Source organism: Qipengyuania citrea (assembly GCF_024171405.1).
GTDB classification, from domain to species: Bacteria; Pseudomonadota; Alphaproteobacteria; order Sphingomonadales; family Sphingomonadaceae; genus Qipengyuania; species Qipengyuania profunda.
Map to the genome: position 1 here is coordinate 2806794 of NZ_JALJZT010000002.1, position 17082 is coordinate 2823875.

The following is a 17082-nucleotide window of genomic DNA, read 5'->3' on the forward strand; positions in this document are numbered from 1 at the left end:
AATGTACGCGATTATCGGCATCGTTGTTCTGCTCGTCATGGTGTTTGGCGGCTTCATGCTCAGCGGCGGCGCGCTCGGCCCGGTGATGGCCGCCATGCCCTATGAAATGCTGATCATCGGCGGCGCCGCGATCGGCGCGATGGTCGCGGGCAATTCGCTCGACGGGCTGAAGGCGATCGGCCGTGCCTTCGGGAAGATTTTCAAGGGGCCCCAGCACGACAAGCAGGACCATATCGATGCGATCGCCCTGACCACGCAGTTGATGCGCATGCTCAAGAACGATGGACCCGTGGCGCTCGAAAGCCATCTCGAGGAGCCGGAAAATTCCACCGTGTTCAGCGCCTATCCCAATTTGCTCAAGAATACCGCGCTCGTTGCGCTGATCTGCGACACGCTGACGCTGCTGGTGGTATCCTCCGGCACGCTCGAGACGCATGCGGTCGAAGAGGTGATGGACAATGCGATGAAGACGCATTTCCACGAATTGCGCGAACCGCAGCACAATCTCGAAACGCTGTCGGATGCGCTCCCCGCGCTGGGCATCGTCGCGGCGGTGCTGGGCGTGGTGAAAACCATGGGCTCGATTGACAAGCCGCCTGAAATCCTCGGCAAGATGATCGGCGCGGCGCTGGTCGGGACCTTCCTCGGCGTGTTGCTTGCCTATGGCATCGTCGGCCCGCTCGCCGGCCGGCTCAAGCAGGTGCTCGAGCAGGACGAACAGATCTTCCACGCGGTCAAGCAGGTGATCATCGCCTCGCTTTACGGCCATCCGCAGCCGCTGGTGGTGGAAAGCGCGCGGTCGGGTCTGGGTCATACGGTGCGGCCGGGGCTGAACGAACTCCTCGACGCGCTGCGGGGTAGGTAGGATGGCCAGCTCCGCCGCGGGTCGCAACGATCCGGCCCCGATCATCGTCAAGAAGGTGACCGTCGTCGAGGCGGGACACCATGGCGGCGCATGGAAGGTCGCTTATGCCGATTTCGTCACCGCGATGATGGCGTTCTTCCTGCTGCTCTGGCTGCTCGGTGCAACCACCGAGGACCAGCGCAAGGGGCTGGCGGACTATTTCACTCCGACGCTGGTGAAGACCAAGGAACAAAGCGCGGGCGCCGACGGCGTGTTGGGCGGTTCGTCGCTGGTCGATGTCGACAATTACCCGCACGCCGCAGGGCAGACGGGGACGCAGACCCTGACCGTTCCGCGCGATGCGACGGGCGGGCCGAAGGAAGGCGCGGCGAGTATCAAGCGTATCCAGCAGCGCGTGACCGAAGCGGTCGCCGACCGCGAACGGCTCAAGCGGCTGATGCGCCAGGTGCGGATGATCAACACCACCACCGGCATCCGGATCGACCTGGTCGATGATGCCGATTTCTCGATGTTCTCGCTCGGCACGACGGTCCTCACCACCGATGCCCGCGACCTGCTCGATCTCGTCGCCGAGGCGATCGCGCCCGAAGGCGGCAAGATCACCGTGCGCGGCCATACCGATGCGCTCAAATATCGCGATCCGACGCGGGTCAACAATTGGTCGCTGTCGGCCGGGCGCGCGGAAACGACGCGGCAGGATCTCATCCGCCACGGAATTTCGCGCGAGCGCTTCCGGCGGATCGAAGGGGTTGCGGATACCGAACCGCTGATCGCGGGCGACCCTACCGATCCGCGCAACCGCCGGATCTCGATCTCGCTGGAGAACTAGCTCCCCGCCTCGGTCTCGCAGGACGGATCGCGGGCATAGGCGCGGCAGAATACCTCGACTGCGCCGGCGATCCGCTCGCGATTGCGCTGCGGGTCGGCGGGCGCGCCGAAGCGGCGTTCGAGATCGCCCATTCCCTTGCACATGCCGGCGAACTGTTCGGCGGCGAGCGCGGGGTCGGCGACATCGACTTCCCCCGCTTCGTGCATCGCGGCGATCAGCGCCGCGAAAGACTCCTTCATGCGATGCGGGCCGGCCTCGAGGAAGGCTTCGCCAACCGCCGGGTCATGCTCGGTCTCGGCCGCGATGCGCCGTTCGAACTGGACCATCTTGGGCCGCGATGTGAACGCGACCATCGCCTCGCCCACCGCGGTCAGCCGGTCGCGCAGACTGCCCGAGGCGACTTCGGGGACTTGCAGGCTGCCCCGGATCTGTTCGCATTCGACCTCGACCGCCGCCGCGAACAACGCGCGCTTGTCGCCGAACCGGTTGTAGATCGTGACTTTCGAAACGCCCGCATCGGCCGCGATCTGCTCGATCGAACTGGCGGCAAACCCGTGCTCGAAGAAGCTGGCGGCTGCGGCGGCCAGGATCGCCTCGCGTTTGGCCTCGTCGGCCGGACGCCCGGTGCGCTTCGGTTCGTTACTTGACAATCTGAACGCCTCCGTTCAATTGAACGTCTTCGTTCAATAATGGACGAATGGTCAGGCGAAGGCAAGCGAACGTGCTCTGGATCGCGATCAGGATGCTCACCGGGGATGCCCAGAAGTTCTATGGGCTGGTCTTCGGGATCGCTTTTTCGACGCTGCTGATCACCCAGCAGCTGACCATTTTCGTCAATCTTATCGAGCGCGGCGCCAGCGGCGTCTACAATGTCTCCAGCGCCGATATCTGGGTCATGGACCCGGTCAGCCGGACCACCGACGTCGCTTACGCCATGCCTTCCACCGCGCTCGACAAGGTGCGCAGCGTGCCCGGGGTGGGCTGGGCAGTGCCGCATATCCGCGCGCAGGCGAGCGTACGCACCAAGGATGGCGATCTCGAAGGGGTCGCGGTGATCGGGGTCGACGATGCCACGCTGATCGGCCTGCCCAAGCGCATGATCGAAGGCTCGCCCGATGTCCTCTCGCAGCCCGACAGCGTCATCATCGACGATGTCGGCACGACTCGCATGTTCCCCGGCCAGTCGCCGATCGGCGAACGACTCGAACTCAACGACCAGCGCGCGGTGATCCGCGGGATCGCCGATGCGACGCCCAGCTTCACCAGCACGGTGGTGCTCTATACCAAATACAGCCAGGCGCTGAATTACGTCCCCGGAACGCGCAATCGCCTGTCCTTTGTGCTGGTGGGCGCCGAAGATCCGCTGCAGGCCAAATCCCTGTCCGAACGGATCGAACGCGAGACCGGGCTGAAAGCGCAGACGCGCGACGAATTCGCGCAGGACGGGATCGACTTCATTATCGAGAATACGGGCATCCCGCTCAATTTCGGGATCACCGTCCTGCTTGGCTTCATCGTCGGCGTGGCCATTGTCGGGCTGACCTTCAGCCTGTTTATCCGCGACAATATCAAGCAGTTCGGCGCGCTCAAGGCGATCGGGGTGACCAACCGCAAGATCCGCCGGATGGTGGCGGTACAGGCGGGGCTGGTCGGGCTGATCGGCTATGGGCTGGGCGTGCTCGGTACGGTGTTCTTCATCTGGGGCTTTTCGGCCAATCCGACTTTCAAGGGTTTCTATATTCCCTGGCAGATCCCGCTGATCAGCATGGTCGCGGTTTTCCTGATCCTTGCACTGACCGGCTGGCTGGCGCTGCGCAATGTGCTGCGGACCGAACCCGCTTCGGTGTTCCGCTGATGGGTACGATCCTGGACACCAGCGCCATCGGCGGCTGCAAGCCCGACGCGGCAATCTGCACGCGCGGCGTCACGCGCGATTTCCAGGCGGGCCAGCAGACGATTACCGTGCTGCACGGCATCGATCTCAATATCCGCGCGGGCGAGCTGACTTTCCTGGTGGGGGAAAGCGGGTCGGGCAAGACCACGCTGATCTCGATCATGTGCGGCATTCTGTGGCCGACGCTGGGCGAGGTGAAGGTCTTCGGCACCGACATTTACGAACTGGACGACACTGCGCTCATCGAATTTCGCCTGCAGAACATCGGCTTCATCTTCCAGCAGTACAATCTCATCCCCTCCATCGATGCCGCCAGCAACGCGGCCGTCCCGCTGATCGCGCAGGGAATGGACCGGCTGGAGGCGCGGGCACGGGCGGTCGCCATGCTCGAGAAGCTCAACATCGGCGATCAGGCGGACAAGCTGCCGCGCCAGCTTTCGGGCGGCCAGCAGCAGCGCGTCGCGATCGCCCGCGCGCTGGTGCACGAGCCGCGGCTGGTGGTGTGCGACGAACCCACCGCCGCGCTCGATGCTTCTTCAGGGCGCCGGGTGATGGACCTGCTGCGCGAAGTCGCCGTCGCGCCCGATCGCGCCTGCATCATCGTCACCCACGACAACCGCATTTTCGACCTCGCCGACCGCATCCTCGTGCTCGAAGACGGGCGGATCACCCACGACGGCAGCGATATGCCCGAAGGACACTGACATGGCTCTCGACTGGAACAACCTCAGCTTCTCGCGCCAGACACTGCCGGTAATCGCGCTCGTCGGCCTGGTTGCCGCGGTGATCTTCATCCTGGTCGGCCTGCCCGACCGCGAGCTGTCCGAACCGGGCCGCGAACCGCCGCATGCACCGGCGAACCTCGCCGCCGAGGCCCGTGTCGCAGGCGCCGGGGTGGTCGAGCCGTCGAGCGAAACCATCCAGATCGGCTCGGCGCTGTCGGGACTGATCACCGGGCTGCTGGTCGAGCCGGGCGACCGCGTCGAAGAAGGCGACGTGCTGTTCACGGTCGATGATCGGGCGGTCCGCGCGCAATTGCGCGAAGCCAATGCCGCGATTGCCGAAGCCCGCGCGGCGATTTCCGAAGCGCAGAGCGCACGCGCGACCGCCGCGCGCCAGCTTGCGCTGTATCGCAATGTCGAGGATCCCGCCGCAGTCAGCCGCGCCGAAGTGATCCGCGCAGAGGGGGAGGCGGCGTCGGCCAATGAACGCGCCAGGCTGGCGCAGGCACGCTTGCAGGCCGCGCAGGCGCGTGCGGGTTCGGCGCAGACCGAAATCGCGCGGCTGACGGTCCGGGCACCGATCGCGGGCGAAATCCTCGCGGTGAATATCCGCAAGGGCGAATATGTCAGCACGATGGGCGGGGGCGGCTCGCAGCCCTTTATCGAGATGGGCCAGACCCAGCCGCTGCATGTGCGCATCGACATCGATGAGGAACAGGCCCCGCGGCTCCAGCTTGGCGTCCCTGCCACGGTCAGCCCGCGCGGCGCTGCGGACCGGCAGGTCGAGGCCAGCTTCGTCCGCGCCGAACCGCGGGTGGTGCCCAAGCGCTCTCTCACCAACAGCGCGGCCGAACGCGTCGATGTTCGCGTGTTGCAAGTGATCTACGAACTGCCGGAGGCGGACGGCCTGTTCCGCGTCGGCCAGCAGGTCGATGCCTATATCGCCGCGCGGGGAGCCGAAGAATGATACCCCGCGCGCTCCTGACGGCCGCGAGTGCGCTGTCGCTGGCCGCTTGCGTCGGCGGGCCGCCGCCCGAAGTCGCGACCCCCGTTCCGGTCCTGCCCGACAGCTTCCTGTTCGCTCCCGAGGCGCCTGTCGGCACTGCGCTGGCCCAGCTTTTGCCTGTCGGCGATCCCGCCTTCGATACGCTGGCGGCGCAGGCGCTCGCGTCGTCTCCCACGCTCGCCGAAGCCGCGGCCCGCGTCGAGCAGGCCCGCGCCGGGGCCGACCGCGCGGGGGCCGAGCGCCTGCCCGCCGTGGGCGTAGAAGCTTCGGTCACCGGTACGCGGACCAATCCCAATTCCTTCGGCGGAAGCCTGCCGACCGGGGTGAGTTTGGACACCGAACGCGTGTCCTATGCGGCCAATCTGACCACGCGCTGGGATCTCGACCTGTTCGGGCGGCTGCGCGCGCAGGAGCGCGCGGCACTGGCGCGGGTGGATGCCGCCGATGCCAGCGCGCGTGCGGTGCGCAGCGCACTGCTCGCCGAAATTGCCGCCACGGTGATCGACTGGCGCACGCTGCAGGCGCGCGAGGCGGAAGTGCGCAACGATCTGGGCTCGGCGGAGGAACTGGCGCGGCTCGCCGGTGTGCGCGAGCGCGCGGGCATTGCGCCCGGTTTCGACCGCGTGCGTGCCGAAAGCTCCTCCGCTAGTTCGCGCAGCCGTCTCGCCGCGCTGGAAAGCGAACGCGCGCGGCTGCTGGGCCGACTGGTGACACTGACCGCACAGGGCGGGGCGCAGGTCCGTAGCGCGCTGGCGCTGGGTGCGCCTGGCAGCAAACTGCCCGCACCGCCCGCCAGCTTGCCTTCCGCCTTGCTCGCCAATCGGCCCGACGTGCTGGCCGCGGCAGCCACGCTGGTGGCCGAGGATGCCGAACTGGCTGCCACCGCGCGCCGCCGCTTCCCGGTGTTCGACCTCTCGGGCGCGATCGGCCTTTTAGCCTTTGGGATCGGCGATGTGTTCGATAGCGAATCCGTGGTCGGTTCGCTTGCCGCAACGATCGCGGGGCCGTTGCTCGACTTTGGCCGGGTCCAGGCCGAGATTGACGGCGCGGCGGCGGAAAAGCGCGCGGCTTTCGAGAGCTATCGCGGTGCCGTCTTCACGGCATTGGGCGATGCCGAGGCGGGTTACGGACTGGTCGCGGCAGCCGATGGCGAAGCCGCAGCGGTGGCGCAGGAAGCCGCTAATCTGCAGCGCGCCGCGCGTCTCGCGAATACCCGCTACGAAGCCGGGCTTGCCGATTTCCTGACAGTGCTCGAGGCGCGCCGCGCCGCCGATGCCAGCGGCGAGCGTGCGGCGGCAGCGCGGGGCCGGGCGCAGCGGGCGCGGGTGGTGCTGTGGCAGGCGCTCGGCGGCAGCGAACTACCCTGATGTCAGCGCCCTAGATCGTCGCCCCGCCATCGACAACGATGGTTTGGCCGGTGGTCCACCGGGCGGCGGGCGAGGACAGGTAGACCGCGGCACCGGCGATATCGTCAGGCTCGCCGATACGGCGCATCGGCAATGCCTTTTCGGTCGCGGCCAATGCCTGCGGATTTTCCCATAGCGCCTTGGCGAAATCGGTTTTGACCAGCCCCGGGGCGATGCCGTTGACGCGGATGCCGTGCTTGCCGTTCTCGGCGGCGTAATTGCGCACCAGCTGGAAGTCGGCCGCCTTGGAGATGCAATAGGCGCCGATCTCGGTCGAGGCGCGCAAGCCGCCGATCGAACTGATGATCACGATCGCCCCGTCGCCCTTCTCGCGCATATGGGGCAGCGCAAGCTGGATCAGCCAGTGGTTCGACAGGACATTGTTGTCGAGGATCTTGCGGAACTGATCGTCGGCGATCCCGTCCATCGACCCGTAATAGGGATTGCCCGCGGCATTGCAGACGAGGATATCGGCCGGGCCGAGCTGGGCGGCGGTCTGCACGAACAGATCCTCGAGCTGTGCCTTTTCCGAAATGCTGGCTGCGATCGCGACGGCGCTGCCATCGCCATGCGCGGCGTTGATTTCGGCGGCGACCGCCTCGCAGGCATCCTGCTTGCGGCTCGAGATGACCACGCGCGCGCCCTGCGCCGCGAGGCCCTCGGCAATGGCGCGGCCGATCCCGCGGCTCGATCCGGTGACGATGGCGACTTTCCCGGTCAGGTCGAATGGCGACATGGTGGTTTCCTTTGTGAGCAATGGGAAGGGCCCGAAGCTTGCGCCCCGGGCCCTTCGTAACTGGTGGTGCCGGAACCGCCTAGAAGCGGGTCCGGATACCAAGACGATAGTTGCGGCCGATGGCATTGCCGATGAACGGGTTGTAGCCCAGCGGCAGCTGCGCCTCGGCCGGTTCGGCATCGGTGAAGTTGTCGACCGATGCCTGCATTTGCACATCCGCACCTGCAAGCTGGAGGTCGTAGGTGACCGAGAAATCGTGCTGCGTGTACGAGCCGCTCTCGACACCGAAGTTGGTCCCCACACCGCCGGCCGTGCTGAAGCAGGGATCGCGGGTAAGGCAGCGATCGTCGGTCACGCCGTCGATATGCTGGACCGAATAGCGCGCATTGAAATCGCCGAAACCAAGCCGGACAAAGGCATTCGCGCGCCATTCCGGCACCGTGTTCGGATCGCGGAAGTAATTGCCGAAACCGACCGCATCATAGGCCGGCTGGACGTTGACATCCTGCACGATGAAATCGTCGAAGCTGTAATCGAGATTCCACACCGCATTGGCACCGAAGCCCAGCTCGGCATTGTCGCCCAACGGGAATTCCGCATCGAAGGCGAAATCGAGACCGGCGATCTTGACGTCCGGACCATTGACGAAATCGGTCCGCACGCGGCTGATGTCGATCCCCAGCGTGGTGCCCTGGATACACTGATTGTTAGAGAAGGTAACCAGATTGACCAGCGGGCTCGAACAGTCGACCTCTTCCTGACCAGTGGTCTGGAAATTGCCCACATAGCTCGCGATCGCATTGCCCGGCGTGATCGTGATGCGGTCTTTTAGATCGATCGACCAATAGTCGACCGAGAAGGTCAGATCGCCGCCGCCGACCGGCGCCGAGAAAATTGCGCCGATGTTGTAGGTGAAGGCGGTTTCCGGATCGAGATCGGTTGGATTGCCGTAGATGTCCTTCGACTTGTAATTGCCGCCTGCCGCAGTGAAACCTTCGAGCGCGGTAACGAAGTTGGGCGACACGTTCGATGCCAGCGGGCCGCGGAAGGTGGTGCCCACCGAACCGCGCAGGGTCAGCCAGTCGGTCACCTCGAAGCGCGCCGAGCCCTTGGGATTGATCGTCGAACCGATCGGGCTGCCGTAATCCTCGAAGCGGACGGCCGCCGACAGTTCGAGCCGGTCGGTGATCGGCGCGTTTACTTCGGCGAAGAACGCATAGACGTCCTGCTTGAGCTTCACCGGGCGCGAACCGCCGAGGAAGATGAACGGACCCACCCCTTCGGTGGTGGTGCCGACACAGCTCTGATCGCCCTCGACGAAGCACGGATTGATGTCGAGATTCGATTCCGGGATGATCGGATCGCTGGAATAGCGCGTGTCGCGGAACTGGGTGCCGACGGCGAAGGCGAGCGGACCGCCGCCCAGCTGGATTCCGGTTTCGCCCGCGAGGACCATGTCGAACACGAATTGCGATTCCTGTTCGCGGGTGCCGTTGGGTACCTGCAGCCAGCCGACCAGCTCCTGGCTGTTCTCGTTACCCGGGACGTAGAACGGATTGTCGATGTTGAACGTCCCGTTGCCGGGGCCGGCATTGGCAAAGGGATTGAACCACAGGCAGCCATTCTCGCCCGCTGTGGTCCCGGTACAATCGGGACCGCCGAAGCCGTTCAGCGCGGCCTGCAGGCGCGAGCCGATAATGCCGGGGGCATAGGCTTCGCGATCCGATTCCCAGAACGTGCCATCCACGTTCAAAGTGAGCGTATCACTGAGCGCGAATTCGAAGCCGCCGCTGAAGCGGAAGGCATCGTTGACCGCACCGCCCGTGCCGGCACCGCGATCCGGGTCGAGCGGATTGCCGAGAAAGCCGAACGGGCGATAGAGCACGTTGGTGACGGCGACGATCGGGGCCGTAGGCGAGCTCTGCGGCAACCCGACCTGGTCGAGGAAGGCCGCCACCCCGGGGTTCGCGGGCGAGGTTGTGAACGCGCTGACGAAGCCCGACCCGCGCGGCCCCTGCGTCGGTGGGAATGCCGGCGAATAGTTGAGCGAGGTAAGCTCGCTCCGCGAATAGAGCGCGTCGGCCTGGAAGCGGATCGTATCGCTGAGGTCGATCGTGAGTTCGCCGAAGACCTGATAGCGGTCCTCGTCCTCGGTAATGTTGTCGAACGGGACATAGGTGAAATAGCAGCGACCGATGTCGACCGTCCCGCCGAGGTCTTCACACCCGACGTCGGGCCGGACCTGCGTGTTCACCGCGCCGGTGCCGGTATCGAAATAGCTGACCGCGAACAGCCCCGGTGTAGCCAGCGCAGAATAGGCCGAGGGATTGGTCTCGTAGCCGACATTGGCGAAGTCGCGCTCGATCGAGCCCAATTCGCTGCGGTGCTGCCAGCCTGCGCCAATCACGAAATTGGCGGAATCGGCGAACTCGAACCCGGCCAGCGCGCTGAGGCTGTAATTGTTGTCCGAACCGTCGATGAAATTGTAATCGCCCTGCAATTCGAAGCCGGTGAAGGTCGAGCGGGTGATGAAGTTCGCGACGCCAGCGATCGCATCCGAACCATAGGTCGACCCGGCACCGTCCTTGAGCAGTTCGATCCGTTCGAGCGCGAACAGCGGCATCAGCTGCGTGTCGACGAACCCGGCGCCCGGCGTCAGGATCGTCCGCTTGCCGTTGAGCAGCACCAGCGTGCGCTGCGGACCGAGGCCGCGCAAATTGAGCGAACCGACGCCCTGGAAGCCTTGCGCGTCGGTGGAGAACTGGTTGGTGTCGCCCAGCGAGGCGCCGACCGAGGGCAGTTCCTTGATGAATTCGAGCGGGCTGTCGACGCCCTGCTCGGCCAGATCGTCGGCGGTAAAGACGTCCACGGGCAGCGCCGCATCCTCGGGCGTGCCGCGGATATAGGAGCCGGTAACGATGATGCGGTTGTCGTTCTGGTTCGCCGCTCCGGCAGTTTCGACCTCCGCCTGGGCGAGGGCAGGGCCCGCCGACAGAGCCGAAATCGCAAGTGCGCCGAGCGCGCAACTGTGGCGTAAAGTGAATCTGGTCATTGGTCTCTCCCTCGGGGGTACGTCTTTTGTCCGCGTACCTTCCAATCGAAATTCAATGCCCTCTTTGCCTTTATGTCAAGAGATAGGGGTAAATATTAGGAAATCTGTCGCGCGTGCTCGTACCGCTTTTTCGAAATTGCTCAATGATATCGGTGCCGTAGCGGAAACCGGAAAATCCATTGTTTTCCAGCCTCGTCAGACGCTTAGGTGGCATCCACGCAAAAGGGGCCCGGCATCGCGTGATGCCGGGCCCCTGCTTGTCGCGATGAACGCGGTTTAGAAGCCTGCGCGCACCGTGATCCCGTAGGTCCGCGGCTCGGCGAGGAAGGCCGAATAGGTCTGCTGCGGTGCCACGAACGGCGTGTTGAACGCGACCTGGGTGTAGTCGACGTCGAACAGATTGTTCGCCCACAGCTCGACACCCCAGCGACGGTCCGGCCCGGTGATCCCGATACGGCCGTTCACGATCGTATAGGCATCCTGTTCCTTCCCATGCAGCAGGTCCGACCCGGTGTTGTAATCGTCGGTCGTGCGCGCATTGATGAAGAACAGGCCCGAGAGACCCGAATTGCCGATCGGCGGGGTCCAGCTCAGCGACGCGGTGGCGGTCACTTCGGGGGCGTTCGACAGATTGTCGCCCGGAAGCAGCCGCAGCGCGGGATCGAGCGGCGACCCATTGTCCTGGCCCACGAGATTGTCCTCGTAGCTCGTGTCCGAATAGGTGACGCCCATCGTCATCGTCAGGTCGCGGATCGGGCTGAGCGAAGCCTCGAACTCGAAACCCTGGGCGATGACGCCCGGGGCAACGTTGTCCGCGGCACAGGCGCCGGTGGTGCCATCCGCATCGCGGTCGGCCCCGCCAAGGTCGCTGTCGCAGCCATTGATGTTCTGCACCAGGAAGACCGAACCGTTGAACGTGTTCAGCTGGAAGTTCGAGAACTCCTGGCGGAACCCGGCAATGCTGAAGCCCCAGTCGCGGGCGGCATATTTCACGCCCACTTCGAAGGCATCGACGGTTTCGGCGTCGAACTGCAGCGCGGTCGGGTTGAGCGTGGCAGCATCGAAAGCCACCGGCACGGCGAGCGCCGACCGATCGAGGTTGAAGCCGCCGGCCTTGTAGCCCTTCGAGAAGGAGCCATAGACCAACCAGTCGGGATCGGGCTTCCAGCTGAGGATGGCCGTGCCGGTGAACTCGTCTTCGTCACGCGTATCGGCCAGCGTCACACCGTCGAGCTCGGCGGTCGAATTGCCCTGGCAGGACAGCGAGATCAGGCCGCCTGCGAGCCCAGCAAGCGACGGGACCGAGAGCAAGCCGTCGAGCAGCGCACGGCTCTGCGGGCAGAACACGTTGTCATTGCTGAATGCAGCGCGGAAATCCTTGGTTTCGTTGGTGTAACGAAGGCCAAGCGTCAGATCGACCGTGTCGGTGACATGCACGATATTATGCGTGAAGACAGCGAAGTTCTCGCTTGTCTGGTTGTACCGATCGCCTGTGCTGCCGATGTCGCGAACCTGTGCGAGATTGTTCATTCCCGCGATGATCAGCGGCGTAGCCACACCGAACGCGCCCGCGCCGCCATTGGCACCCGTCAGTGCAGCGACATTGGCGCCAAGGCAATTGTCTGCCGACGGATTGGCCAGCGCCGGATTGATCGCCAGCACGATACGGCAATTGGCAAAGGTGCCGTAATCATTGCCGAACCGCAGATTGTCGCGCGTTTCCAGCTTCTCATTGGCGTAATAGGCGCCGACGAGCCAATCGAGCGTATCGTTGAAGGCCGTGCCGTTCAGGCGCAGCTCCTGCGTGAAGGTCTTGAATTCACGTGCGCCGGCATCGGGTCCGGGGGCGCGATACAACAGGTCGACCTGCGTGTAGTCGGTGTCCGAGGCCTGCGTGTTCGAATACTGGCGATAGCCGGTGATCGAAGTCAGCGTGACGTCGCCGAAGTCCCAATTGACCTCGCCCGAGATACCCCAGTCCTCGGTTTCGCCCTGATAGGTCCGGCCCGGCGTGACGTAGATATCGCGGTTGAACGTCGACTGCGTCAGCGCGCGCGGATCCTGGCCCAGACCCAGAAGGATCGGGACGATCGGATTGTCGGTGCTGGTCAGTGCGGGCCCGCCATTGGGACGCGCGAAGGAATCGAGCCCGGGCGATACGCGCGCCAGCGGCGCGAATTCGGGCTGGACGAAGGTCGCGGCGCAGCAGGCCTCGTCCTTCTTCGAATAATCGCCAACCAAGCGGATGCTGAGATCGCTGGTCGGTTCGAACAGCAGCTGGCCGCGCACGAGATAGCGGTCGCGGTCGTTGATCCGCACATCGTTGACGACATCGTTGTAGAAGCCGTCGCGTTCGAAATAGACGCCGTCGATCCGCGCCGCGACCGTATCGCCGAGCGGTGCGTTGATCCCGCCCTCGACCTTGATCGCGTCGTAATTGCCATAGGTGAAGGCGCCGTAGCCCGAGAATTCGAACTCGGGCGGGGCGGTGTAGATGTTGATGAGGCCGGCCGAGGAGTTGCGGCCGCCCAGCGTACCCTGCGGGCCGCGGAGGATTTCGACCCGGTCGAGCGGGCCGAGTTCGGACAATGCGTTACCCGAGCGCGAGCGATAAACGCCGTCGACGAAGACCGCGACCGAGCTTTCGAGGCCGGGGTTGTCGCCGACCGTACCAATGCCACGAATACGCGCGGAGCCATTGGCTTCGTTACCGGTCGAGGAGACCAGCAGCGACGGGGCCACCTGGTTGAGGTCGCGAATGTCGGAGACGCCCGATTTCTCGAGCATTTCGCCGGATACCGCGGAGACCGCCACCGGGACATCGGACAGCGCCTGGTCGCGGCCCTGCGCGCGGACGATGATGACATTGCCGCTATCGATATCGGCATTGTCGATTAGGTCCGCATCTTCGGAACTTGCGGTCGTCGTATCCTGCGCCTGGGCAATGGCCGGGGTGAGGGCCAGTGCGCAGGCGAGCGCGCCGAAGGCGCATTGGTGGCGTAAACCGAACTGTCTCATATTTTCTCCTCTCACCGGACCCGGCCCCTGCCGCGCCCATTTATGTTTTTTTCGTTTCAAACCCGCCATCCGTGCGCTGTCAAGACGCAGCGGACGAACGACTTGCCCGTTCGACGGATTTGCATACCGGCGTTTCTAAATTGTCGCAGATTCCTGGTTAATCAGGCGAACTTTCCGCTGCCTCCCGCGGCCGACCGCAGATGGGCGCTGACCGGCAGGTCATAGCGCTCCAGCCCCGCCACCACCGTGTCCAGGCCGATCGTCTGCGCCCAGAACATCGGCCCGCCGGTATAGAGCGGCCAGCCATAGCCGTTGATCCACACGACATCGATATCGCTGGCGCGCTGCGCCATGCCTTCTTCGAGGATCTTCGCGCCCTCGTTGACCATCGGATAGAGCAGCCGCTCGCGGATCTCTTCCTTCGAGATGTCGCGCTGTTCCCTGCCTTCGCGCGCGGCGAAATCGGCGATGATCTGCTTGACCTCGTCCGACGGGGTGCGGTTGCGCGCCTCGTCGTAATCGTAAAAACCCTTGCCGTTCTTCTGTCCGAAGCGGCCCGCCGCGCACAGCGCCTCGCGGATCGTGGTGACCTTGCTCGGGTCGCGGTGCCAGCCGATGTCGATCCCCGCGAGGTCGCCCATCTGGAACGGCCCCATGGGAAAGCCGAAATCGAGCAGGACGTCATCGACGTCCCAGTAATTGGCGCCTTCCATGATCAGCGCATTGGCCTGTTCCTGCCGTTTCGACAGCATGCGATTGCCGATGAAGCCCGGGCACACGCCCGACACCGCGGCGACCTTGCCGATCTTCTTGGCCAGCTTCATCACCGTGGCGAGCACATCGTGCCGGGTTTCCTTGCCGCGCACGACCTCGAGCAGCTTCATGATGTTCGCGGGCGAGAAGAAATGCAGGCCGACCACATAGCCCGGCCGCTGGGTCGCGGTGGCGATCTCGTCGACATCGAGATAGCTGGTGTTCGACGCCAGGATCGCGCCCTGCTTCACCACGCTGTCGAGCTTGGCGAAGACCTCTTTCTTGACCTCCATGTTCTCGAACACGGCTTCGATCACGAGGTCGCAATCGGCGAGGTCGTCATAGGACAGCGTCGGGGTCAGCAGGCCCATCGCCTGTTCGACCTGCTCGCCGGTCATGCGGCCCTTCTTCGCGGTGTTTTCGTAATTCTTGCGCATCACGCCGGTCCCGCGGTCGAGCGCGTCCTGCGCCATCTCGAGTATGGTTACCGGGATGCCGGCGGACAGGAAATTCATGGTGATCCCGCCGCCCATCGTGCCCGCACCGATAACGCCGACCTTCTTGATCGGGATCAGCGGGGTATCCTTGGGCACGTCGTCGATCTTGTTCGCCGCGCGTTCGGCGAAGAAATAATGGCGCATGGCGGCGCTTTGCGTGCCGCTCATCAGCTCCATGAACAGCTCGCGCTCTTTCTTGACGCCGTCCTCATAGGACAGCTCACCTGCCGCCTTGACCGCGGCGATCGCCGCATTGGGGGCATCGAAGCCGCGGATCCTGCGCGCCTGCGACGCGCGGAAGCGATCGAACAGGTCGGGATCGCGCACGCCGTCTTCATTGGCCTTGCCTTCCGACGAACGCGGGACTGGCTGGCCGATCTTCGACTTGGCGAAGGCGATCGCATCGGCTTCGAGGCTGTCCGCGCCGACCAGCGCATCCACCAGCCCGATCGCTTCGGCTTTCTTGGCCGGGATCGGATTGCCGCCCACGACCAGCGGCAGCGCGGCTTCGGCGCCGACCAGCCGGGGCAGGCGCTGGGTGCCCGCCGCGCCCGGGATCAGGCCGAGCTTGACCTCGGGCAGGCCGAGCTTCGCGCTCGGCACGGCGACACGGTAGTGACAGGCGAGTGCGACTTCGCAGCCGCCCCCCAGCGCAGTGCCGTGGATTGCCGCGACCACCGGCTTGTCGCTGGCTTCCATCGCGTCGAGCGTTTCGGGCAGATTGGGGCCGACTGGCGGCTTGCCGAATTCGGTGATGTCGGCGCCGGCAAAGAAGGTCTGGCCGTCGCAGCGGATCACCACCGCCTCGACGGCGTCGTCCGACAGCGCTTCCTCGATTGCGTCTTTTAGTCCGGCGCGGACGGCCTGGCCCAGCGCGTTGACCGGCGGATTGTCGGAAATGACGACCAGGACATTGTCATGGCGTTCGGTGCGGATGGGGGAGGTCATGGGGTTCTCCTCAGGCGTGGGTTTGGGTGAGGGCGGAATAGATCAGCGTCTTGAGCTGCCGCCGGATGGGATAGGTCGACGAGGGGTAAACCTGCGTCATGAAAACCATGGTGATACGTTCCACCGGATCGACGAAGAAGGCGGTCGAATGCGCGCCGCCCCAGTAGAATTCGCCGAGGCTGGAGGGCATCAGCGTCTTTGCCGGATCGATCACCATCGCAAAGCCAAGGCCGAACCCGGTGCCGGCATTGTTGGCTTCGGAAAACAGGCTGCTCGACATTTCGGTAAGGTCGGCATTGCCCGGCAAATGGTTGGTCCGCATCAGCCGCAATGTCTTGGGGCTGATGATACGCGCGCCGCCCAGTTCGCCGCCATTGAGCAGCATGGTCGCGAAACGGTGGTAATCGGCAATGGTGCTGATCAGCCCGCCGCCGCCGCTGTCGAACGTGCCCGCTCGGTTGAGCTTGCTGGTTGCGCCTGCATTGATCATCTTGGGCGCCTGCCCGGGGCGATAGGCATAGGCATCGACCAGTCGCTCGCTCTGCCCCTCGGCAACACCGAAATGCGTATCGACCATGCCCAGCGGGGCGAAGATGTGCTTGGCGAAATAGTCGCCCAGCCGCATCCCGCTGATCCGTTCGACCGCTATGCCGAGGACATCGGTCGACACCGAATAATTCCACCCTTCGCCGGGGGCGAATTCGAGCGGGAGCTTGGCCAGTTTCGCAATGAAGCCGTCGCTGTCGAGATGGTCGCGGGCGAAGTCGAAATTATGCTCGCGGTAGACCGCATCGATATTGTTGCGGTTCTGCAATCCGTAGGTGAAGCCCGACATATGCGTCAGCAGATCGACGAAGCGCATCGCATGCGTCGGCGTGCCGGGCGCAAAGGGGATCGACCCGCCGCCGCCGGCATAGACCGCGAGGTCGGCGAATTCGGGAAACACCTTGGTGACCGGTTCCTCGAGCGCGACGAGGCCCTGTTCGACCAGCTGCATGAAGGCGATGGAAGTGACCGGCTTGGTCATGCTGGCGATGCGGAACAGCGCATCGTCGCGCAGTTCGCGCTGGTCGTCGCCCATCACGCCAAGCCTGGTGTAATGCACCGGCTGCCCGTCGCGCGCGACCAGCAGCTGCGCATTGGGCAAGCGGCCATTGTCGATATAGGTCTTGGTCAGGAAGGGCGCGATTCGGCCCAGCCTGTCGGCGTCGAAACCCAGCGCCCCGGCATCTGCCAGATCGAACATCCTGCTCTCCTCTCCGCGCATACCTATGCTTCGGTTTTGCACGAATAGCGAATTCATCTGTTCTTGCCACCCTCATACCTTAACTTCGAAGGCGGCTTGCGTGGCAGGGG

The 17082-nt window shown here is 64.6% G+C and carries 12 protein-coding genes; 6 read left to right on the forward strand and 6 right to left on the reverse strand.

Going from position 1 to position 17082, the window contains the following annotated elements:
* Position 1: 1 nt before the first annotated feature.
* Positions 2-865: a flagellar motor stator protein MotA gene (gene motA, locus J2S32_RS14590; protein WP_253522594.1), complete on the forward strand. Its 864-nt coding sequence runs from the start codon at positions 2-4 to the stop codon at positions 863-865.
* Between the two features lies 1 nt (position 866).
* Positions 867-1694 (forward strand): flagellar motor protein MotB, encoded by an 828-nt coding sequence (locus J2S32_RS14595; RefSeq protein WP_253522598.1) that lies wholly within the window; start codon positions 867-869, stop codon positions 1692-1694.
* On the opposite strand, the gene J2S32_RS14600 is transcribed toward J2S32_RS14595, so the two are convergent.
* Positions 1691-2344, reverse strand: a complete 654-nt coding sequence (locus J2S32_RS14600; protein ID WP_253522601.1) for a TetR/AcrR family transcriptional regulator — start codon at positions 2342-2344, stop codon at positions 1691-1693. The two genes, J2S32_RS14595 and J2S32_RS14600, sit on opposite strands and share 4 nt — an antisense overlap.
* A 71-nt stretch (positions 2345-2415) precedes the next feature.
* Between J2S32_RS14600 and J2S32_RS14605 the strand changes: the two genes are divergently transcribed.
* From J2S32_RS14605 to J2S32_RS14620, 4 genes are read left to right on the forward strand one after another with little or no spacing between them, the layout of a single operon-like run.
* Entirely contained in the window at positions 2416-3549 is a 1134-nt protein-coding gene (locus J2S32_RS14605; RefSeq protein ID WP_253522604.1) for an ABC transporter permease, read from the forward strand.
* Positions 3549-4292 carry an ABC transporter ATP-binding protein gene (locus tag J2S32_RS14610; protein WP_253522606.1) on the forward strand — a complete coding sequence of 248 codons (744 nt, stop codon included), beginning with the start codon at positions 3549-3551 and terminating at the stop codon, positions 4290-4292. The genes J2S32_RS14605 and J2S32_RS14610 overlap by 1 nt, the downstream gene beginning before the upstream one ends.
* Before the next feature lies 1 nt (position 4293).
* Positions 4294-5277 carry an efflux RND transporter periplasmic adaptor subunit gene (locus tag J2S32_RS14615; RefSeq protein WP_253522609.1) on the forward strand — a complete coding sequence of 328 codons (984 nt, stop codon included), beginning with the start codon at positions 4294-4296 and terminating at the stop codon, positions 5275-5277.
* Positions 5274-6683: an efflux transporter outer membrane subunit gene (locus J2S32_RS14620; protein ID WP_253522611.1), complete on the forward strand. Its 1410-nt coding sequence runs from the start codon at positions 5274-5276 to the stop codon at positions 6681-6683. The genes J2S32_RS14615 and J2S32_RS14620 overlap by 4 nt, the downstream gene beginning before the upstream one ends.
* Positions 6684-6693: 10 nt before the next feature.
* Here J2S32_RS14620 and J2S32_RS14625 read toward each other — a convergent pair whose 3' ends face one another.
* From J2S32_RS14625 to J2S32_RS14645, 5 genes are all read right to left on the reverse strand, one after another.
* Complete coding sequence (locus tag J2S32_RS14625) at positions 6694-7458, reverse strand: SDR family NAD(P)-dependent oxidoreductase (RefSeq protein WP_253522613.1); 765 nt, start codon at positions 7456-7458, stop codon at positions 6694-6696.
* A 79-nt stretch (positions 7459-7537) separates the two neighbouring features.
* A complete protein-coding gene (locus tag J2S32_RS14630; protein WP_253522615.1) occupies positions 7538-10510 on the reverse strand; it encodes a TonB-dependent receptor domain-containing protein in 2973 nt (990 codons plus the stop codon).
* A gap of 276 nt (positions 10511-10786) precedes the next feature.
* Positions 10787-13528: a TonB-dependent receptor gene (locus J2S32_RS14635; RefSeq protein WP_253522617.1), complete on the reverse strand. Its 2742-nt coding sequence runs from the start codon at positions 13526-13528 to the stop codon at positions 10787-10789.
* Between the two features lie 161 nt (positions 13529-13689).
* A complete protein-coding gene (locus J2S32_RS14640; protein WP_253522619.1) occupies positions 13690-15726 on the reverse strand; it encodes a 3-hydroxyacyl-CoA dehydrogenase NAD-binding domain-containing protein in 2037 nt (678 codons plus the stop codon).
* 10 nt (positions 15727-15736) lie between these two features.
* Positions 15737-16972 (reverse strand): serine hydrolase domain-containing protein, encoded by a 1236-nt coding sequence (locus J2S32_RS14645; protein ID WP_253522621.1) that lies wholly within the window; start codon positions 16970-16972, stop codon positions 15737-15739.
* Positions 16973-17082: the final 110 nt, after the last annotated feature.